Annotated in this window: 17 protein-coding genes; 12 read left to right on the top strand and 5 right to left on the bottom strand. The window is 74.1% G+C overall.

The features are described from left to right. Positions 1–322 precede the first annotated feature (322 nt). Complete coding sequence (locus ACERUN_RS06265) at positions 323–1,801, top strand: M20/M25/M40 family metallo-hydrolase (RefSeq protein WP_370288967.1); 1,479 nt, start codon at positions 323–325, stop codon at positions 1,799–1,801. A gap of 39 nt (positions 1,802–1,840) precedes the next feature. Here the strand turns inward: ACERUN_RS06265 and ACERUN_RS06260 are convergent, their stop codons facing one another. After that, complete coding sequence (locus tag ACERUN_RS06260; protein ID WP_370288965.1) at positions 1,841–2,428, bottom strand: hypothetical protein; 588 nt, start codon at positions 2,426–2,428, stop codon at positions 1,841–1,843. Between the two features lie 74 nt (positions 2,429–2,502). Between ACERUN_RS06260 and ACERUN_RS06255 the strand changes: the two genes are divergently transcribed. Further along, positions 2,503–3,996 (top strand): extracellular solute-binding protein, encoded by a 1,494-nt coding sequence (locus tag ACERUN_RS06255; protein ID WP_370288963.1) that lies wholly within the window; start codon positions 2,503–2,505, stop codon positions 3,994–3,996. Here the strand turns inward: ACERUN_RS06255 and ACERUN_RS06250 are convergent. Together ACERUN_RS06250 and ACERUN_RS06245 are read right to left on the bottom strand one after the other, a co-directional pair. Then, positions 3,915–5,303, bottom strand: coding sequence for a ribonuclease D (locus ACERUN_RS06250; protein ID WP_370288962.1), 1,389 nt, complete (start codon positions 5,301–5,303; stop codon positions 3,915–3,917). The genes ACERUN_RS06255 and ACERUN_RS06250 overlap by 82 nt on opposite strands. Beyond that, positions 5,300–5,914: a DUF3000 domain-containing protein gene (locus ACERUN_RS06245; protein WP_370288961.1), complete on the bottom strand. Its 615-nt coding sequence runs from the start codon at positions 5,912–5,914 to the stop codon at positions 5,300–5,302. The genes ACERUN_RS06250 and ACERUN_RS06245 overlap by 4 nt, the downstream gene beginning before the upstream one ends. A gap of 31 nt (positions 5,915–5,945) precedes the next feature. On the opposite strand from ACERUN_RS06245, the gene hemE reads away from it, so the two are divergent. From hemE to ACERUN_RS06220, 5 genes are all read left to right on the top strand, one after another. Continuing rightward, positions 5,946–7,052 (top strand): uroporphyrinogen decarboxylase, encoded by a 1,107-nt coding sequence (gene hemE / locus ACERUN_RS06240; protein ID WP_370288960.1) that lies wholly within the window; start codon positions 5,946–5,948, stop codon positions 7,050–7,052. 128 nt (positions 7,053–7,180) lie between these two features. Then, complete coding sequence (locus ACERUN_RS06235) at positions 7,181–7,864, top strand: hypothetical protein (RefSeq protein WP_370288958.1); 684 nt, start codon at positions 7,181–7,183, stop codon at positions 7,862–7,864. Next, on the top strand, positions 7,861–9,303 hold the full coding sequence (locus tag ACERUN_RS06230; RefSeq protein ID WP_370288957.1) for a ferric reductase-like transmembrane domain-containing protein: 1,443 nt from the start codon (positions 7,861–7,863) through the stop codon (positions 9,301–9,303). The genes ACERUN_RS06235 and ACERUN_RS06230 overlap by 4 nt, the downstream gene beginning before the upstream one ends. Before the next feature lie 5 nt (positions 9,304–9,308). After that, positions 9,309–9,797 carry an FMN-binding protein gene (locus ACERUN_RS06225; RefSeq protein WP_370288956.1) on the top strand — a complete coding sequence of 163 codons (489 nt, stop codon included), beginning with the start codon at positions 9,309–9,311 and terminating at the stop codon, positions 9,795–9,797. Further along, entirely contained in the window at positions 9,794–10,690 is an 897-nt protein-coding gene (locus tag ACERUN_RS06220) for an FAD:protein FMN transferase (RefSeq protein WP_370288955.1), read from the top strand. Before ACERUN_RS06225 ends, ACERUN_RS06220 begins: the two co-directional genes overlap by 4 nt. On the opposite strand, the gene ACERUN_RS06215 is transcribed toward ACERUN_RS06220, so the two are convergent. Next, on the bottom strand, positions 10,687–11,697 hold the full coding sequence (locus ACERUN_RS06215) for an NYN domain-containing protein (RefSeq protein WP_370288954.1): 1,011 nt from the start codon (positions 11,695–11,697) through the stop codon (positions 10,687–10,689). The genes ACERUN_RS06220 and ACERUN_RS06215 overlap by 4 nt on opposite strands. A 99-nt stretch (positions 11,698–11,796) precedes the next feature. Then, positions 11,797–12,729, bottom strand: a complete 933-nt coding sequence (locus tag ACERUN_RS06210; RefSeq protein WP_370288953.1) for a LysR family transcriptional regulator — start codon at positions 12,727–12,729, stop codon at positions 11,797–11,799. A 249-nt stretch (positions 12,730–12,978) separates the two neighbouring features. Here ACERUN_RS06210 and ACERUN_RS06205 point away from each other — a divergent pair, with 249 nt between their 5' ends. From ACERUN_RS06205 to ACERUN_RS06185, 5 genes are all read left to right on the top strand, one after another. Next, complete coding sequence (locus ACERUN_RS06205) at positions 12,979–14,286, top strand: acyl-CoA dehydrogenase family protein (RefSeq protein WP_370288952.1); 1,308 nt, start codon at positions 12,979–12,981, stop codon at positions 14,284–14,286. A 14-nt stretch (positions 14,287–14,300) separates the two neighbouring features. Next, entirely contained in the window at positions 14,301–15,656 is a 1,356-nt protein-coding gene (locus ACERUN_RS06200) for an acyl-CoA dehydrogenase family protein (RefSeq protein ID WP_370288951.1), read from the top strand. Between the two features lie 168 nt (positions 15,657–15,824). Further along, on the top strand, positions 15,825–16,976 hold the full coding sequence (gene sfnG, locus ACERUN_RS06195; protein WP_370288950.1) for a dimethylsulfone monooxygenase SfnG: 1,152 nt from the start codon (positions 15,825–15,827) through the stop codon (positions 16,974–16,976). A 98-nt stretch (positions 16,977–17,074) separates the two neighbouring features. Then, a complete protein-coding gene (locus ACERUN_RS06190) occupies positions 17,075–18,241 on the top strand; it encodes an LLM class flavin-dependent oxidoreductase (RefSeq protein ID WP_370288949.1) in 1,167 nt (388 codons plus the stop codon). Continuing rightward, complete coding sequence (locus tag ACERUN_RS06185) at positions 18,238–18,750, top strand: NADPH-dependent FMN reductase (RefSeq protein WP_370288948.1); 513 nt, start codon at positions 18,238–18,240, stop codon at positions 18,748–18,750. The genes ACERUN_RS06190 and ACERUN_RS06185 overlap by 4 nt, the downstream gene beginning before the upstream one ends. The last annotated feature ends 12 nt before the right edge of the window (positions 18,751–18,762 follow it).

The raw sequence follows: 18,762 nt of genomic DNA, 5'->3' as shown, positions 1-18,762 counted from the left end.
CCCTCCCGGCCCGTCGAGGTGGCTGACGCGGGCGGCGGGGGCGGGTGTGAGCGAGCACGCCGGACCGGGAGCGCCTCACGGCGCGTGGCCGCTCGCAGCGGCTTATTTGTGGGACCCGGGGCTGCCGCGGCCCGACGTGCTCGGTCTCCCACCCTACGTCGCAGAGCCCGCGAATCGAAGCCGAACCCACGCGATCCGTGCCACTGTCCCGCCCGGGAGTACAGCCACCGCTGCGCTCCGCGGCGCAGACACTGGACGGGGCCCTGCTCGCCGGGGGCGTGGCAGGGTGGGGGAGTCCCACTGACCGTTCTCGGAGGTTCAGATGACCGACACCCGCCCCACCCCAGCCCCCGGCGCCGGAGCGCGGGGCGTCTCGCGCCGCGCCGTGCTCGGCACCGGAGCCGCCGGTGCCGCGGGCCTCACCGCGGCCGCCGCGGCACCCGCGCTCGCCGCGCCCCCAGCAGGCGACGACCCGTTCACCGGCGGCTGGCCCGACGGGCCGGGACGACCGGTCCGACCCCAGCCCCCGGACGCCGAGCTGCGCGCGATCCTGCGCGAGATCGACCCTCGTCGCATCCGCGCCACGATCGAGCGCCTCGCCGCCTTCGGCACCCGCCACACCCTGAGCTCGCAGACCGACCCGGTGCGCGGCATCGGTGCCGCGCGCGACTGGATCGCCCAGCAGATGCGCGGCTACGCCGCGCGATCGGGCGGGCGGATGAGCGTCACCGTGCCGTCGTACACCCAGCAGCCGGCCAGTCGGATCCCGACCCCCACGGTGATCAGCAACGTGGTGGCGCGCCTCGAGGGCAGCAGCGACCCGCGCCGGGTCTACGTCGTCAGCGGCCACTACGACTCGCGCGCCAGCGACGTCATGGACTTCACCAGTGACGCTCCCGGGGCCGATGACGACGCCTCCGGTGTGGCGGTGGCGATGGAGCTGGCGCGGGTGATGGCCACGCGTCGTCCAGCGGCCACGATCATCTTCGCTGCGGTGGCCGGGGAGGAGCAGGGCCTCTACGGTGCGGCGTTCCTGGCCCGGCAGCTGAAGGCCGAGGGGGTCGACGTCCAGGCGATGTTCACCGACGACATCGTGGGCTCCAGCCGCGCCGACGACGGCGACGTCGACCGCCGCAGCGTGCGGCTCTTCGTGGAGGGACTGCCCCGCACCGACGACGAGCAGACCCGGGCGACGCGGATCTCGGTGGGCGGCGAGAACGACAGCCCCACCCGCCAGCTCGGCCGCTTCGTCGCCGAGGTCGCTCCCCGCGTCGTCACGGGCATGCAGGTCCGGCTGGTCTACCGGCTCGACCGCTACCTGCGCGGCGGCGACCACCGCGCCTTCCTGGACGCCGGCATCCCGGCCGCGCGCTTCACCGAGCCGGCCGAGGACTTCGCCCACCAGCACCAGGACGTGCGGGTGGAGGACGGGCGCCAGTACGGCGACCTCCCGGAGTTCTGCGACCCGGCCTACATCGCCGGTGTGGCGCGGGTGAACGCAGCGACCCTGTGGTCGCTCGCCCAGGCGCCGGGGGTGCCCCAGCAGGTGCGCATCGACACCACCGTGCTGACCAACGACACCCGCCTCACCTGGGCGCCCGGATCGGGGGAGATCAGCGGCTACGAGATCGTGTGGCGCCCGAGCGCCGAGCCGCTGTGGCAGCGCGCGATCGCGGTGCGCGGCGGCGCCGGGGCGCGCGAGGCCACCATCGACCTGTCGAAGGACAACGTGGTGCTCGGCGTGCGGGCGATCGGTCCGCGCGGCCACCGCAGCCCGGCGGTCTTCCCCTTCCCCGCCTGATTCCCCGCCTGATTCCCCGCCTCAGGGACGGGCGAGGAGTCAGGCCAGCTCGGCGTGACCGGCCGCCTCGAGCTGCTCGGCGAGCACGAGCACCCGGCGCACGTCGGCGTCCGGCACCTCGGGCAGGGTGGCACGCCCCGCGGCGACCACGCGGGCGAACGCGGCGGCGCGCAGGAGCACGTCGGCGAAGTCGCCCTCGGCGATCCCGCGCAGCACGGCGTCCACCATGGTGCGCAGCTCGTCGGGCCCGGGCGGGTCGGCCACGCCCGCCACGACGCGGGCGAACTCGGCGTGCCGGCGCCCCGCCTCGAACTGGCGTGCCACCCCGCTCGGGTCGGCGAAGACCCACGAGCGCAGCAGGTAGAGGCGCCACAGGCTCCCGCCGAGGCTGTCGGCCGGGGCGTGGGCCCAGGCCTCGGCGATGGCCTCGATGCCCTCGGTGTCGGCGAGGTGCACCAGCCGTTCGGCGATGCCGGCGTCCTCGCTGGTGCGAGCGCCGCGCACCAGCACGGCCGCGGCCCGCTCGGCCGCCTCGGCCACGACGGCCGGGTCGGGGCCGCCCGCCTGCTCGTCGAAGAACACGCCGCGCTTGGGTACGGGGCGGTGGTGGGGGCGGGGGTCGGGCACCGATCCAGCCTACGGTCGCTAGGGTGAGCGGGCCGGGTGGGACGAGTGGCCCGGCCAGGGAGGGGAGGGGCACGATGACGGACGCGGGCGAGCCGACGCAGACCGAGAACGGGTCCGCCGCCGCCGTCGCCCCCGGGTCGGGGGACGAGCGCGACCAGCGGCTCACCTGGCGCACGGGTGTGGCGGTGCTCGTGGTGGCCCTCGTCGTGCTGTCGGGCATGTCGTACCTCGCGCTCACCTCCGAGGAGGAGATGGCCGCGCGACCCAAGCCCGCTGCGCCGTCGCTCATCACGCTCGAGTTCGGCGTGTGGGGCAACGACGCCGAGATCACCGCCTTCCGCGCCGTCGTCGCCGACTACAACGCCAGCAGCAAGGACACCCTCGTCAAGGTGCGCTCGTGGCCCACGGCCGCGGCGATGCTGGCCGACGTCCGCGCCAAGAAGGCCGATCCCGACCTCTACCTGCTGCCCCGCGCCGACCTCGCCGAGGCGATCCGCACGAAGCGCACCACGCCGCTGCTCAACCTGGTGCAGGCTCGCGAGATCCCGATCGGCGACGACTTCTCCCGCGACGCCGTGTCGGCGTTCTCCGACGACGACGACCTGCAGTGCATGCCCTACACCACCGCGCCGCAGGTGATCTTCTACAACAAGCGGCTGGTCGACTTCGACGCCATGGCCGCCGAGAAGCTGCCCGTGCCGCTTCCCGACCACTCGGCGTGGTCCTTCGCGCAGTTCCGCGCGGCCGCCGAGTACGCCAGTCGTCCCGAGGCCCGGGCCCGCGGCATCTACGTGGCCCCCACCCTCGAGGGCCTGGCGCCCTTCATCTACTCCGGCGGCGGCAGCGTCTACGACGACGAGGTCGACCCCACCAGCCTCGCCCTCGCCGAGGACGGCGCCCCCGACGCGCTGCGCCAGACCCTCGAGCTGCTGCGCGACCCGCGCCTGACCCTCACCAGCCGTCAGCTGCGCCAGCGCAGCGCGCTGGAGTGGTTCAAGGCCGGACGCCTCGGCATGATCGCCGGCGACCGCAGCCTCGTGCCCGAGCTGCGCGGTGTGGGCTCGCTCGACTTCGACGTGATGCCGATGCCCACGATCGGCTCGCCGAAGACCGTCGCCGAGCTCACCGGCATCTGCCTCGACCGCGCCGGGCCGCGCCGCACCGACGCGGCGGCCAACGTGCTCACCTACCTCGTCACCGACGACGCGATGGCGCGTCTCGCCGCCACCGGCTACGTGCAGCCCACCAAGCTGACAGTGGCCTTCTCGCCGTCGTTCCTGCAGCCCAGCCAGGCTCCCGAGCACGCGTCGGTCTTCACCGAGGCGGTGCGCCGCATCGTCGTCCCGCCGCTGCGCGAGGACGACGCGCCGCTGCAGCGCCTCGTCGGCCCCGACATCGCCGCGCTGCTCACCGCTCCGGTGCTCGACGACCTGCCGGCGCTGCTCGCCGCGATCGACGAGAAGTCGCGCCAGGTGCTCGACCCCGACTACGAGCCGTCGGAGTCGCCCTCGCCGTCGGGCACTCCCTCGGGCACGGCCTCACCCTCCGGCGAGTCCCCCACCCCCTGAGCCGCGGACGACGCCCGCGATCCGGCCCGCGGCGCGGTTTGCGCCTCGGCGTCGAGGACCGCCTGCGTGAGCGCCGCGGCGGTGAGGCCGATCTGCCAGCCGCGGGCGCCGAGGCCGCGCAGCTGGTCGATGACGGCCTCGAGCAGCTCGACCGGCTCGCGGGGTGCGGGGGGCGACCACATGAGGCGGCGCACGGTGTCGGGGGTGAGCAGATTCTCGACCGGCAGGCGGTGCTTCTCGGCGATCGCCGCGGTGGCGGTCTTCGCGAGTTCGAGGCGCCGTGCGGCGACCGGGTCGCGCTCGGCCCACGTGCGCGGTGCGGGCGGGCCGTCGCCGTGGCTGACCCGCGAGGGCAGGGCGTCCTCGTCGAGGGCGGCGGCCGTGGCGATGGCGGCCAGCCAGTCGGATGCGTGGCGCGAGGCGCCGCGGCCGTGGAAGCCGGGGGTGCGCATCAGGTCGCCGCGGCTCGAGGGCATCGCGGTGGCGGCGGCCACGAGCGCGGAGTCGGGGATGAGGCGCCCGGGCGTGACGTCGCGCTCGCGGGCGATGCGGTCGCGGGTCTCCCACAGCTCGCGCACGGCGCCGAGGATGCGTCGTCCGCGCACCTTGTGCAGGCCCGAGGTGCGGCGCCACGCGTCGGTGCGCACGGTGGGCTCGAAGTGGCGCAGGTGCTCGAACTCCTGGCGCGCCCAGTCGGCCTTGCCGGTGTCCACCAGCTCGGCGGCGATGAGGTCGCGCAGCTCGACGAGCACCTCGACGTCGAGCGCGGCGTACTCCAGCCAGGCGTCGGGCAGCGGGCGCTGCGACCAGTCGACGGCCGAGTGCTCCTTGAGCAGCTGCTTGCCCAGGAGGGTCTCGACGAGGGTCGCGAGACCGACCCGGGGGTAGTCGAGCAGCCGACCGGCCAGCTCGGTGTCGAAGAGCGCCACCGGGCGCAGCCCCACCTCCGCGAGGCAGGGGAGGTCCTGCGTGGCGGCGTGGAGGATCCACTCGGCGTCCCCGATCGCCTCGGCGAGCGGGGCGAGGTCGGGGAAGGCGATGGGATCGATGAGGCCGATGCCGGCGCCCTCGCGCTTGACCTGGATCAGGTAAGCGCGGTTGGAGTAGCGGTAGCCCGAGGCGCGCTCGGCGTCGAGCGCCACCGGTCCGCTGCCGGCCGCCACGGCCGCGCAGTACTCCTCGAGGGCGGCGGGGGTGTCGATGACCGGCGGCAACCCGTCGGCGAGCCGCAGCAGCTCGACGGGCTGCCCAGGCTCACCAGGCTGCTGGTCGTCCAGGTCGGCCTCGTGGGACTCCTCGGCCGTCAAACCAGCTCTCCTCGCTGCCCGCGGCGCGAGGGCATCACGGCCACGCCGTCGGGCACCGGCTCGAGCCCGCCGGCGGTGCAGAGCAGCTCGGCCCAGGCCTCGACGTGGGTGGCGAGGTCGGCGACGTCGAGCGGCGTCCACGAGGCGCGGACCTCGACCTGCGCGCTGCCGGGCTCGCCGGCCATGGTGCCGAAGCTGTCGGTGCTGACCCGCGTGACGGTGCCGGAGACGGCGACGTGCTCGGCGCCGTGGGCCCCCAGGGCGTCGAGCAGCCACGACCACGCGACGTCGGTGAGCATCGGGTCGGAGGAGATCTCCTCGTCGACCTCGGCGCGGCAGTAGGCCACGCAGCGGAACTCGCCCTCCCAGGCGTCGTTGCCGGCCGGGTCGTGGAGCAGCACGAGGCGGCCGGTGGCGACGTCGTCGCCGTCGACCGTGACGTCGGCGGAGATCGCGCTGGCGTAGGGGGCGATGCGCTGAGGCGCCGGCATCTCCTCGAGCAGCACCTCGGGACGCACGACGGCGCGCCGCATGCTGTCGACGGCCATGCTGAAGGCCCGGGGCACCGACGGTGCGCCGGGCCCCTGGTTCGACTCGTGCCGGGCGACCATGTCGTCAGCCTAGGCCCGCCGTCACCATTCGATGTGCGTCACACGCCGTTCACCTGTCACCCTGAGCACCGTGACAGCACAGCCGGCGACCACGCCCGACCACCTGCGCGACTCCGCCTTCCTCAAGGCCGCCCGGGGCGAGGCCGTGCCCCACACGCCGGTGTGGTTCATGCGCCAGGCGGGTCGCTCGCTGCCGGAGTACCTCAAGGTGCGCGAGGGCGTGGGCATGCTGGAGTCCTGCATGACCCCCGAGCTGATCGTCGAGATCACGCTGCAGCCGGTGCGTCGCTACGGCGTGGACGCCGCCATCTTCTTCTCCGACATCGTGCTGCCGCTGAAGGCCCTCGGTGTCGACCTCGACATCAAGCCCGGCATCGGCCCGGTGGTCGCCAACCCGGTGCGCACGCTGGACGACGTGGCCGCCATCCCCGACCTCACCCCCGAGCACCTGCCCTTCATCACCGAGGCCGTGCAGGGCCTGGTGGGCGAGCTCGCCGGCATGAACGGCGGCACCCCGCTGATCGGCTTCGCCGGCGCGCCCTTCACGGTGGCCTCCTATCTCGTCGAGGGCGGGCCGTCGAAGGAGCACGCCAAGACCAAGGCGCTGATGTTCGGTGCGCCCGAGGTGTGGGACGCGCTGATGCGCAAGATCGGCGGCATCGCGGCGACCTTCCTCGAGACGCAGGTCGCGGCGGGTGCCTCCGCGGTGCAGCTGTTCGACTCCTGGGCTGGTGCGCTGACCCCGGCCGACTACGCCACGCACGTGCAGCCGCACTCGGCCCGCGTGCTCGAGCGGGTGGGCGCCCTGGGCGTGCCGCGCATCCACTTCGGCGTGGGCACCTCCAACCTGCTGGACCTCATGGGCGAGGCCGGTGCCGACGTCGTCGGCGTCGACTGGCGCACCCCGCTCGAGCGGGCGATCCCGCTCGTCGGCGAGCGCGCGGTGCAGGGCAACCTCGACCCCACGCTCGTGTTCGCCCCCACCGAGGTGATGGCGGCGCGTGCCGCCGAGGTCATCGAGGCCGGACGCCGGGCCCGCGGCCACATCTTCAACCTCGGCCACGGCGTCATCCCGAGCACGGACCCCGACCAGCTCGCGCGGCTCACCGACGTCGTCCACGCCCACCCGCTGGACTGACGACGGCCGGGGCCGGCAGCGACTCACAGCCGGCCCACAGCAAGGCGACAGCGCCCGCTCACGGGCGCCGCCGAGACTCCTCGACGAGGAGCACGGAGACCACCGTGCCTCGCGTGAGGAGAGCAACCGTGAGCGACAACGACCAGAGCCCGCGCCCCGCCGGCGAGGACGACGCGTCCACCCAGCCGCTGCGCTCGACGCCGTCGGGCAACCGCTGGGAGGCCCGCCCCGGCGGGCAGCAGCCTGTGCCGCCGGCCGCCGGCGAGGCCCCGGGTGCCGAGCGGCCCACCGTCGAGCAGCCGGCCGCCCGCGCGGACGACGCCGGTGCGCTGCCCCCGCCGCCGCCGTACCCCCCGCCGCCGCCGACGGTGCCGCTCGCCCCCGTCGCGGCCGACGCCCCGCGTGGTCGCGGCGGTCGCACCCGTGCGCTAGCGGCCGGGATCGTCGCCGCGGTGCTGGCCGGCATCAGCGGCTACGCCGTCGGTCACGTGAGTGCCGGCGACGACCTCACCCCGGTGAGCAACCAGGTGCAGCCCGGTGACCAGGGTCAGCAGGGCCAGCTGGGCCAGCAGGGCCAGCAGGGCGAGCAGGGCCAGCAGGGCGAGCAGGGTCAACAGGGTGGCGACGCGGACGGCGACGGCCGCGGGGGCTTCGGTCGGCACGGCGATCGCGACGGTGACGGCGACGGCCCGCACGGACCGGGCGCCCCCGGGGGGCCGGCCGGATCGGGCGTCCCGCCCGCTCCCGGCGCCGGCACCGCTCCCGGCATCGGTACCGCTCCCGGGTCGAGCTCCGGGTCGAGCTCGTCGTGACCACGCTGTCCGTGCCGCCGGCAGCGGCCGGCGCGTCGTCCGCGACGTCGGCGACGGCCGCAGCGGGCGGCGACCTCGCCCCCGCCACCTCGCGCGCCCGCCGTGATGAGGCCGCCCGCCTGGGCGCCGGTCTGGCGCTGTGGGCCTCGCTGTTGCTCGTCACCTACTGGTGGGTCGCCGACGGCGGTGTCCGCTCGGTCACCGACCTCGCCTCGCTGGCGATGTCGGCGGGCCGCTGGACGGGGCTGGCCGGCTCGGTGCTCCTGCTCGCGCAGGTGCTGCTGATGGCCCGGTTGCCGATCCTCGAGGGTCCGTTCGGCCAGGATCGCCTGGCGCGCCTGCATCGCACGATCGGCTTCACCTCGTTCAGCCTCGTGATGGTGCACCTGGCGACCATCACGCTCGGCTACGCCGGAGGTCGCCTCCTCGCGACGCCGGGGATGCTGTGGGACCTCACCTGGAGCTACCCCGGCATGCTGCTGGCGGCTGCCGGCACGCTGTGCCTGGTGATGGTGGTCGTCACCAGCGTCCGAGCCGCGCGCAAGCGCCTGCGTTACGAGTCGTGGCACCTGCTGCACCTGTACGCCTACCTGGGCGTCGGTCTGGCGCTGCCGCACCAGCTGTGGACCGGTGAGCAGTTCACCGCCTCGCCCCTGCGCACCGCCTTCTGGTGGACGACGTGGATCCTCGCCGCCGGCGCGGTCGTGGTGTGGCGCGTGCTGCGACCGGTCGCAGTGAACCTCCGCCACGCCCTGCGGGTCACCTCCGTGGTGCCGGAGGCCACCGGCACCTGGTCGATCTACGTCACCGGTCGACGCCTCGACCGGCTGCGCGCCGAGCCCGGCCAGTTCTTCAACTGGCGCTTCCTCGGTGCCCCGGGCGCCTCCCGCGCCCACCCCTACTCCCTCTCCGCCGCGCCCGACGGCCAGAGCCTGCGCATCACGGTGGCGGCCGCCGGCGACGACAGCGCGCTCACCCCCGCGATCCGGCCGGGCAGCCGGGTGCTCGTCGAGGGTCCCTACGGCCGGCTCAGCCCGCGTGCGCGGCAGGCCCGCAAGGTGGCCTTCATCGGCGCCGGCGTGGGCATGACCCCGCTGCGCTCGCTGCTCGAGGGTCTGGCCTATGCGCCGGGCGAGGCGGTCTACCTCGAGCGCTACCACCAGCAGCCGCTCTTCGCCGCCGAGGTCGACACCATCGCCCGCGAGCGGGGTGCGAGCGTCGTCCGCCTGCCGGGTCGCCGCCGCGCCGCCGGCTCGTGGCTCCCGCCCCTCTCCGCCCCCGTGGACGACGCCAGCGCGCTGCTCGCCTGGATCCCCGACGTCGCCGAGCGCGACGTCTACGTCTGCGGCCCCGCCGCGTGGACCGACCTGGTCCGCGGCACCCTGTCCCGAGTCGGTCTGCCCGAGAGCCGGCTCCACGTCGAGAACTTCGAGTGGTGATCCTTATGCGTCGCATCAGTCTGTGGCTGGCCAGCACCGTGTCGGTGCTCGTGCTGCTCCTCGGCTACCACACCTCCACCGGCGGCTCCGGTGGCGAGGCGGCGGCCTCGGGCGCGGTGGCGCCGAGCATCGCCGGCACCTCGCTCACCCCGGGCTCGTCCGGCTCATCGGACTCGTCAGGCTCGTCAGGCGGCGCGGGGTCGGCCGGCTCGGCGAGCGGCACGACCTACACCGGCGATAGCGTCTCGACGCGCTGGGGGCCGGTGCAGGTGGCCATCACCGTCACCGACGGCAAGATCACCGACGTCGCGGTGCCGGTGTACCCCTCCGAGAACCCGCGCGACCAGGAGATCAACTCCTACGCCCTGCCCCAGCTCGTGCAGGAGACCATCGCCGCCCAGAGCGCCGACATCGACATGGTGTCGGGCGCGACCTTCACCAGCGACGGCTACCGCCAGTCGCTGCAGAGCGCCCTCGACCAGGCGGGGCTGTGAGCGCCCCGGCCGCGATCGGCGTCGTCCGCCGGCCCCTGTGGCGGCGTTCGGCCGCGGTGATGGGCACCGTGGCCAGTGTGGCCGTGCGGGGTTCGGCGGAGCCCGGCGACGGCGCGCTCGAGCGGGCGTGGGCGGCGGCGATCGGCGAGCTGAGGTGGGTCGACGAGGTCTTCAGCACCTACCGGCCCGCGTCGGTCGTCAACCGCTGGGGGAGGGGCGAGCTGGCGCTGGCCGACGCGCCCGCGGAGCTCGCCGAGGTGCTGGCGATCGCAGCGCGCGCCCGCGTCGAGTCGAACGGCGCGTTCGACATCGCGGCGGTGCGCTCGCCGCACGGCGGCGGCCCCGACCCCTCGGGCGTGGTGAAGGGCTGGGCGGTCGAGCGGGCCGCCCGCCACCTCGAGGCACTGGGCCGCGGCGACTTCTGCCTCTCCGTCGGCGGCGACCTCGTCTGCCGGGTCGCCTCCCCGGACTCGCCCGCCTGGCGCATCGGCGTCGAGCACCCCGACGACCCCACCCGCCTGCTCGCCACCGTGGCCCTGGGCGACGCGGCCCTCGCCACCTCCGGCTCCGCGCGCCGCGGCGCCCACATCCGCGACCCCCGCCGAGAGGGCGCGCGGTGGTCGCCGAGAGGGCGCGCGGTGGTCGCCGAAGGGGCGCGCGATGGTCTCCGAGAGGGCGTTACCGGGCACCTGCTCCGTCAGGTCACCGTCATCGGCCCGCGCCTGACCGAGGTGGACATCGAGGCCACCGCGGCCGTCGTCCTCGGGCCGGAGGCGGGGGACTGGCTCGCCGCCCGTGGGCGCACCGCCGTCCTCGTGGACGACGCGGGCGCGGTGCGACTGCTCGGTGCGGACGACGCCGCCCTCTGCTCGAGCGGCACCCTCACGGCCTAGTCGGAGGCCGCAGAAGCGCCCGATCGGCTCGAGCGACGACGCGTCGTCACGGTGGCCTTAGCGGCTCCGGTGGCCTTGGCCGTCGCGGTGGCCCCGCTCGCCGGTGCAGCCTGGCCCGCGTCGGCCGCCGCCTTCGCCGCAGGCGCCTTCTTCGCGTTCTTGCTCGCGGTCTTCTTCGCGGCCGTCCGCGCCGGCTTCGTCGCGGTCGCCTTCGAGGGCGGCGCCGCGACCTGCCCCTTCACGCCCACCCGCACGGCGCTCCCCGAGCCCTCGGTGACGAGGTAGGGCTGGTCCTGCACGAGCGTCAGGAGGGTGCGGTGGCCCCACTCCTTGGCGTCGAAAGCACTGTAGAGCCGGCGGATGTTGCTGCCGAGCGGTCCGAGCCCCGCCCACCCGTCGTCGCCGGCGGCGTTGTTCACGGCCCGGGTGAGCAGGCTCTGCAGGTTGGGTGTCTCGACCGGCTCGGCCGTCCCTGCTGCGTCTGCCGGGCCGGCCTGCTCCGACCGCTCGGCAGCCGACGCGTCGCGTGCGGCCTCAGCGGCCTCGTCCGCGGGTGCGGCCGCGTGCTCGGTGCCGACGTCGAGCAGCTCCAGCTGCAGGAACTGGTCGCACGCCTCCTGGAGCGGGCGGGCGGTCGAGCGGCGTCCGACGCCGTAGACCGTGCGCCCCGACTCGCGCAGCCGGGTGACCAGGCGGGTGAAGTCGCTGTCGCTGGAGACGATCGCGAAGGCGTCGACGTTGCCCGAGTAGAGCAGGTCCATCGCGTCGATGATGAGCGCGGAGTCGGTGGAGTTCTTGCCGGTCGTGTAGGCGAAGGCCTGCGATGGTGAGATCGCGTGCCGGTTGAGCTTCGAGCGCCAGCCCTTCATCGCATCAGCCGACCAGTCGCCGTAGGCGCGCTTGACGGTGGTGCGCCCGAACTTCGCGAGCTCCTCGAGCAGGGGGCCGGCGTAGCGGTGGGAGACGTTGTCGGCGTCGATGAGGACGGCGATGCGCGGGTCGGTCACGTGCCCATCATGGTGCGGGCGGGCGTCGTCCACGAGGGGCGCGCCGCACGCGCTCGCGCCGGAACGCGCCCGGCTGGCGGCCGAGCGCCCCGGCAGGCGTCAGGAGGCGGCGGTGGCCGGGCGGCCGATGGCCTCGCGGTAGGCGGCGGCGCGGTCGAGCAGGGCCGTGGCGAGCTCGCGCACGGGCAGCGGCTGCTGCAGGGAGGTGCGCTGGCGCAGCTGGAGGGTGACCACGGTGGTCTCGCCCGCGATCGGTCGGATCTCGAGCAGGCCGGCCCGGTGCAGCGGGTCGCCGGCCACGGAGTAGTCGGGGAGCACGGTGACGCCGGCGCCCTCGGCCACCAGCGCCTTGCCCATCTCGGCGCCGTCGGTGCTGTGGGTGGCGGTGGGCAGGTCGGCGCCGAAGGCCCGGTGCACGAAGCGGTGCATCACGTAGCCGGCCCGCATCATCACGAAACGCTCGGCGCGCAGGTCCTCGAGGCTCACCTGGGGGCGGGCGGCGAGGCGGTGGCCGGTGGGCAGCACCGCCACGGGGCGCCCGTGCACGAGGTCGGAGCCCTCGAGGCCGATCGGGGCGTCGTCGCCGTCGAGCACGTTGACCAGGCCGAGGTCGATCGTGCCCTCGGCGAGGCCCTCGTCGATCTGGGGCTGCTGCAGCGTGAGCACCTCGACGGTCGTGCCCGGGTGCCGCTCCTGGAAGGCGCGCACGGCCGGCACCAGCAGGGTGGAGGTGGCCGCGTGCACCGTGCCCACGCGGATCACCCGGGTGTCGGTGCGCTGGGTGCCGGCGGCCACGCGCAGCCGGTCGACCGCCGCGAGAACCTCGAGCATGTAAGGAAGCAGCTCGCGGCCCTCGCGACTGATCCGGGCGCCCGAGCGGCGTCGGTCGAGGAGGGTGACCTTCAGCTCGCGCTCGAGCTTGGTGAGCGCCTCGCTGAGCGCCGGCTGCGAGAGGTGCAGCTTCTCGCTCGCGCGGCGCAGGGAGCCGTGCTGGGTGACGGCGGCCAGGTACTCCAGCTGCTCGATGCGCATGGGGGTTCTCCTCGTGATCGGTGGTGCCGGGTGCTGCTGTCGTGCGGGTGGTGCGCGGGTGGTGCGCGGGTGGTGCGGGGTCCTGCGGCCATGGTGCTCGGCGGATCCTGCACACCGCCATCGGCGATGCCGAGCCCCGGAGGGGTTGTGCTCCCGAGCGAACCGACTAGGTTTAGTCGAGTAACTCGGTAGACAAATCCGGGTTAACCCTAGCATTCCGCTCCCCGATCGGCCACCAGGAGGCCACCGATGACCGCGCCGACCACCCCACCGCCCAGCACCTCCAGCCTGCCCCCCGCCGCCGACACCCCGGCGGTCCCCGGTGCACGTCCGGCCTGGGCCGAGCGACCGACCACGCCCGAGGGCTGGATCGAGCGCGCCCGCCAGGTGGCCACCACCCTCGCCGCCGACGCCGTCGAGCGCGACCGCGCCCTGCAGATCCCCCGCGCCGAGGTCGACCTCCTCAAGGAGTCGGGCCTCGTCACGCTGCTCGGCCCCGTCGAGCACGGCGGCGCCGGCCAGAACTGGACGACGGCGCTGCGCGTCGTCCGCGCCGTGAGCGCCGGCGACGGCTCGATCGGCCAGCTGCTCGGCTACCACTACCTGTGGGCGTGGGCCGCCCGACTGGTCGGCACGCCCGGACAGATCGCTGCGGTCGAGGAGCAGGCCACGCGCGAGCAGTGGTTCTTCGGCGGCGCGGTCAACCCGCGCGACGACGACCTCGTCATCTCGCTGGAGCGCAACGCCGACGGCGAGGAGGAGCTCGTCTACCGCGGCGAGAAGTCCTTCTCGACCGGCGGTCGCATCTCCGACGTCACGGTGCTGGAGGGCGTGATCGAGGGCACCGACGACCACGTCTTCGCCATCGTGCCCACGCAGCAGCCCGCGATCCGCTTCAAGGGCGACTGGGACACCCTCGGCCAGCGCCTCACCGAGAGCGGCGGCGTCGTGATCGACGGCGTGCGCGTGCCGTGGGCGGCCGCCGCCGGCTGGGTCGCCACCGAGTCCGGCCACGAGTTCCGCCCGCGGGTCTACAACACCCTCAACGTGCCGCTCATCCAGATCATCTTCGTCAACCTCTACCTCGGCATCGCCGAGGGCGCGCTGGCCACGGCTGCGGCCTACACCCGCGACCGCACCCGCCCGTGGCCCTACGCGCACGACCCCAAGCCCAGCGCCACCGAGGAGTTCCACGTCCTCGCCACCTACGGCGAGCTGCGCTCCAAGCTGTGGGCCGCCGAGGCGCTGGCCGAGCGGGCCGCGGGGCTCATCGAGGCCATCAACGCCCACGCCGACACCGTGACTCCCGAGGAGCGCGGCGAGGCCGAGGTCGTGATCGCCGCGGCCAAGCAGGTGGCCATCGAGGTGGGCCTCGAGGTCGGCACCCGCGTCTACGACGTCACCGGGGCGCGAGCCACCGCAAGCTCGGTCGGCCTCGACATCCACTGGCGCAACCTGCGCACCCACAGCCTGCACGACCCCATCGCGCACAAGAAGGCGGAGGTCGGTCGCTACGCGCTGCTCGGCGAGCTGCCCGCGCCGAGCTGGTACACCTGAGAGGCGGCACGACGATGACCACCCTCGACACCCGAGAAACCGGCACCGCCGAGCCCGCCGAGCGCGCTCAGGCCGCCCAGCCCGGCCCCGGGCTGGTGGACGACGCCCGCGACGTCGTCCGCCTGCTCGACCGCCCCACGCTGCGCACGCCGCTGCTCGACCGGCTGCGCGCGGAGTACGCGCCGCTGTTCGCCGAGATCGGCGCGGGCGCCCTCGACCGCGAGCTGGACGACGTCCTGCCCGACCAGGAGGTCCGCCGCCTGGCCGAGGCGGGTTTCGGCGCGCTGCGCGTGCCGGAGGAGTTCGGCGGCCGCGGGGCCTCGATCCCCGAGCTCACGCAGCTCTGGATCGACCTCGCGGCCGCCGACTCGAACCTCCCGCAGGCTCTGCGCGGCCACGCGGCACTGGTGGAGGACCGGCTGTGGCAGCACGCCCGCGGCCACGACCAGCGCGTGTGGTTCGACCGGTTCGCGGAGGGCGAGCTGGCGGGCAACGCCTGGTCGGAGATCGGCTCCACCTCGATCGACACCCAGCGCACGGTGCTCACCGCGCAGCCCGACGGCGACTACCTGCTCACCGGCAGCAAGTACTACACGACCGGAACGGTCTACGCGCAGTGGGCCGACGTGTACGTCCGCCGCGAGGTCCCGGGGCGCGATCCCGACTTCGCGATCGCCCTGGTCGACACCCGTCAGCCGCAGGTCGTGGTGTCGAACGACTGGTCCGGCTTCGGTCAGCGCGGCACCGGAAGCGGCACGACCACCTTCGAGACCGCGCACGTGGCGGCGGGCGACGTGCTGGCCTTCGGTGAGCGCTTCGTGTTCCAGACCGCGCTCTACCAGCTCAACCTGCTCGCCGTCCTGGCCGGCATCGGGCGGGCGGCGGTGCGCGACTTCGTCGTCCAGGTGCAGCGGCGCGAGCGCAACTACTCGCACGCCAACGCCGCCCGGGTGCGCGACGACGCCCAGGTGCTGGCCCGCATCGGCGAGGCGGCCGCGGGGGTCTACGCCGCGGAGGCGGCGGCGATCCGCACCGCCACGGCACTGCAGGAGGTGGCCGATCTCGCCGCCCTCGCGGACGACAAGCCCGGCCGGGTCGCGGCCGCGAACGAGGTCGCCGAGCTGGAGTCGTCGGCGGCCCAGGTGGTGGCCACGCAGTTGGTGCTCGACCTGACCTCCGACCTCTTCGACACCCTCGGTGCCTCGGGCACGGCGGTGGAGAAGGGACTCGACCGGCACTGGCGCAACGCGCGCACGGTGGCCTCGCACAACCCGCGCATCCTCAAGGCGCGCGTCGTCGGGGCCCATGCGGTGAACGGCACGCCCCCGCCCTACGCCTGGGCGATCGGGCGCACGGTCCCCGAACGCTGAGCGTGCGCCGGTCGCGAGGGGCGGAGCGGTGATCGGTCCCGCCTGTGGGGGGATCGCCGCTTCCGCCCCTCGTCGTCGTCCCAGGCACGTGAACCCGCGAGCACACCTTGTTAATGTCCATCGAAGTACTTCAGTTTGAAGTCAGCCCCCGAAGCACGGAGACCCGTCATGAGCAGTGACCCCACCAGCAGCGCGAACGCCGCGCCCTTCGACCCCGAGGCCTTCGCCGAGCCCATCAAGTTCGCCTACTGGGTGCCGAACGTCAGCGGCGGCCTGGTCGTGAGCAAGATCGAGCAGCGCACCGACTGGAGCTACGACTACAACGTCAAGCTCGCCCGTCTGGCCGAGAACAACGGCTTCGAGTACGCCCTCTCGCAGGTGCGCTACATCGCCAGCTATGGCGCGGCCTACCAGCACGAGTCCACGAGCTTCAGCCTCGCGCTGCTGCTGGCCACCGAGCGGCTCAAGGTCATCGCCGCGGTGCACCCCGGCCTCTGGCAGCCCGGCGTGCTGGCCAAGTTCATCGCCACCGCCGACCAGATCTCGGGTGGCCGCGCGGCGATCAACGTCGTCAGCGGCTGGTTCAAGGACGAGTTCACCAAGCTGGGCGAGCCGTGGCTCGAGCACGGCGAGCGCTACCGCCGCTCGGAGGAGTTCATCCGCTACATCCGCGAGATCTGGACCTCCGAGCACGCGGAGTTCAACGGCGACTTCTACCGTCTCCACGACTTCGACCTGAAGCCCAAGCCGCTGAGCAGCGAGGGCCGCCCGCACCCGGAGATCTTCCAGGGCGGCAACTCCACCGACGCCCGCGGCATGGCCGGTCGCGTCTCCGACTGGTACTTCGCCAACGGCAACACCCCGGAGGGCATCTCGGAGCAGATCCGCGACGTCACCGACGTCGCCGCGGTGCACGGTCGCGCCGGTCAGGTGCGCTTCGGCGTCAACGCCTTCTTCATCGGCCGCGACACCGAGGCCGAGGCCCGCGACGTGCTGCGCGAGATCGTCGACAAGGCCGACCGCGAGGCCGTCGAGGGCTTCGGCTCCGCCGTGAAGCAGGCCGGCCAGGCCACCGGCGACAAGTTGGGCATGTGGCAGGACTCCGAGTTCGCCGACCTGGTGCAGTACAACGACGGCTTCCGCACCGGCCTCATTGGCACGCCGGAGCAGATCGCCACGCGCATCATCGAGTACAAGCGCCGCGGCGTGAACCTCTTCCTGCTCGGCTTCCTGCACTACCTCGAGGACGTCGAGTACTTCGGCCGCGAGGTGCTCCCGCTGGTGCGCGAGCTCGAGGCGGCCGAGCTCGAGCGCATCTGAGGCTCCACGATCCGGGAGGCCGGCCCGTACCGAATCTCGGTGGCGGGCCTCCCGGACCGGCGCTCCCGCAACCACCACCGCTGACGAAAGGCCCCGCGATGTCCCTGGCGTTCCACTGGTTCCTCCCCACCAACGGAGGCGACGGGCGCCACGTCGTCGGCGGCGGTCACGGCGTCAACCCGGGCCAGTCGGGCCGGCCGGCCGACGTCGCCTACCTCACCCAGGTGGCGCGGGCCGCCGAGGACAACGGCTTCGAGGCCGCGCTCACGCCCACGGGTGCGTGGTGCGAGGACGCCTGGCTCACCACCGCCATGCTCAGCCAGACCACCGACCGGCTGAAGTTCCTCGTGGCCTTCCGGCCCGGCGTCGTCTCGCCCTACCTGGCCGCGCAGATGTCGGGCACCTACCAGAACCTCACCGGCGGACGGCTGCTCCTCAACGTCGTCACCGGCGGCGAGAGCCACGAGCAGCGCATGTACGGCGACTTCCTCGACAAGGAGGCCCGCTACGCGCGCTGCGGAGAGTTCCTCGAGATCGTGCGCCGGCTGTGGACCGGCGAGACGGTCGACTTCGAGGGCGAGCACCTCCAGGTCGAGGGTGCCCAGCTCGCGCAGATCCCCGACCCCGTGCCCGACATCTACTTCGGCGGCTCCTCGCCGGCGGCCGGCGACGTCGCGGCCGAGCACGCCGACGTCTACCTCACCTGGGGCGAGCCGCCCGAGGCGGTCGCGAAGAAGATCGCCTGGATCCGCGACCTCGCCGAGAAGCGCGGCCGGGGGCCCGGCAACCGGCCGATCCGCTTCGGCATCCGCATGCACGTGATCACCCGCGACACCGCCGAGGAGGCGTGGGCCGAGGCCGACCGCCTGCTGGCCGGCATCGACCCCGAGTCGATCAAGCGCGTGCAGGAGGGGTTGCGGCGCAGCGAGAGCGAGGGCCAGCGTCGCATGCTCGACCTCCACCGCGGGAGCACCGACGACCTCGAGATCTACCCCAACGTGTGGGCCGGCGTCGGGCTCGTGCGCGGCGGTGCGGGCACCGCCCTCGTGGGCAGCCACGAGCAGGTGGCCGACCGCATCGCGGAGTACGCCGACCTCGGCCTCGACGAGTTCGTGCTCTCCGCCTACCCGCACCTCGAGGGCGCCTACTGGTTCGGCGAGGGCGTGCTGCCGATCCTCGCCGAGCGCGGTCTGTGGAAGTACGAGGGTCCGCAGCGCCACACCACCACGGCCGTCCCCTTCGCCTCGGTGGGTTCGCGCCGATGAGCCGGCGCACCGCCGTGCTCGTCGGCAACCCCCGCGCCGGCAGCCGCACCCTCGCCGCCGCGCTGCACCTGCACCGCGCCCTCGTGGACGACGAGCCCTCCCTCGTCGTCGACCTCGCCGAGGTCGGCCCCGGCCTGCTCGACTGGAACGACGAGCGGGTCGCCGAGCTCGTCGCCGGCATCGCGGCCTCCGACCTCGTGGTGGTCGCGAGCCCCACCTACAAGGCCACCTACACCGGTCTGCTCAAGCTCGTCCTCGACCGCTTCGGCGTCGGCGAGCTGGCCGGTGTGGCGGTGCCGCTCATGCTGGGCGGCGGCCCTGGCCACACGCTCGCGCCCGAGCAGGGGCTCGTGGCCCTGCTCCACCACCTCGGCGCGATCGTGCCCACCGGCGGGATCTACGTGGTCGAGCGTCAGCACGACGACCCGGCCGCCTACGCCCCGTTCGTGGAGCGCACGCGGCCGGTCGTCGACCGACTGCTCGCCGCGGGAGTCCGGGCTACGGCGTAGTCGCCGGCGCCG

The sequence above is a fragment of the Nocardioides sp. genome (assembly GCF_964229035.1).
GTDB lineage: Bacteria > Actinomycetota > Actinomycetes > Propionibacteriales > Nocardioidaceae > Nocardioides.
The sequence above is the reverse complement of the archived record's forward strand: the minus strand, read 5'-3'. Positions and strand labels throughout refer to the sequence as shown.

Coding starts and splice junctions, on each gene's coding strand:
- ACERUN_RS06265 (WP_370288967.1), top strand. CDS start 323: ATGACCGACACCCGCCCCACCCCAGCCCCCGGCGCCGGAGCGCGGGGC.
- ACERUN_RS06255 (WP_370288963.1), top strand. CDS start 2,503: ATGACGGACGCGGGCGAGCCGACGCAGACCGAGAACGGGTCCGCCGCC.
- ACERUN_RS06245 (WP_370288961.1), bottom strand. CDS start 5,914: ATGGTCGCCCGGCACGAGTCGAACCAGGGGCCCGGCGCACCGTCGGTG.
- hemE (WP_370288960.1), top strand. CDS start 5,946: ATGTGCGTCACACGCCGTTCACCTGTCACCCTGAGCACCGTGACAGCA.
- ACERUN_RS06225 (WP_370288956.1), top strand. CDS start 9,309: ATGCGTCGCATCAGTCTGTGGCTGGCCAGCACCGTGTCGGTGCTCGTG.
- ACERUN_RS06210 (WP_370288953.1), bottom strand. CDS start 12,729: ATGCGCATCGAGCAGCTGGAGTACCTGGCCGCCGTCACCCAGCACGGC.
- ACERUN_RS06205 (WP_370288952.1), top strand. CDS start 12,979: ATGACCGCGCCGACCACCCCACCGCCCAGCACCTCCAGCCTGCCCCCC.
- ACERUN_RS06200 (WP_370288951.1), top strand. CDS start 14,301: ATGACCACCCTCGACACCCGAGAAACCGGCACCGCCGAGCCCGCCGAG.
- sfnG (WP_370288950.1), top strand. CDS start 15,825: ATGAGCAGTGACCCCACCAGCAGCGCGAACGCCGCGCCCTTCGACCCC.
- ACERUN_RS06190 (WP_370288949.1), top strand. CDS start 17,075: ATGTCCCTGGCGTTCCACTGGTTCCTCCCCACCAACGGAGGCGACGGG.
- ACERUN_RS06185 (WP_370288948.1), top strand. CDS start 18,238: ATGAGCCGGCGCACCGCCGTGCTCGTCGGCAACCCCCGCGCCGGCAGC.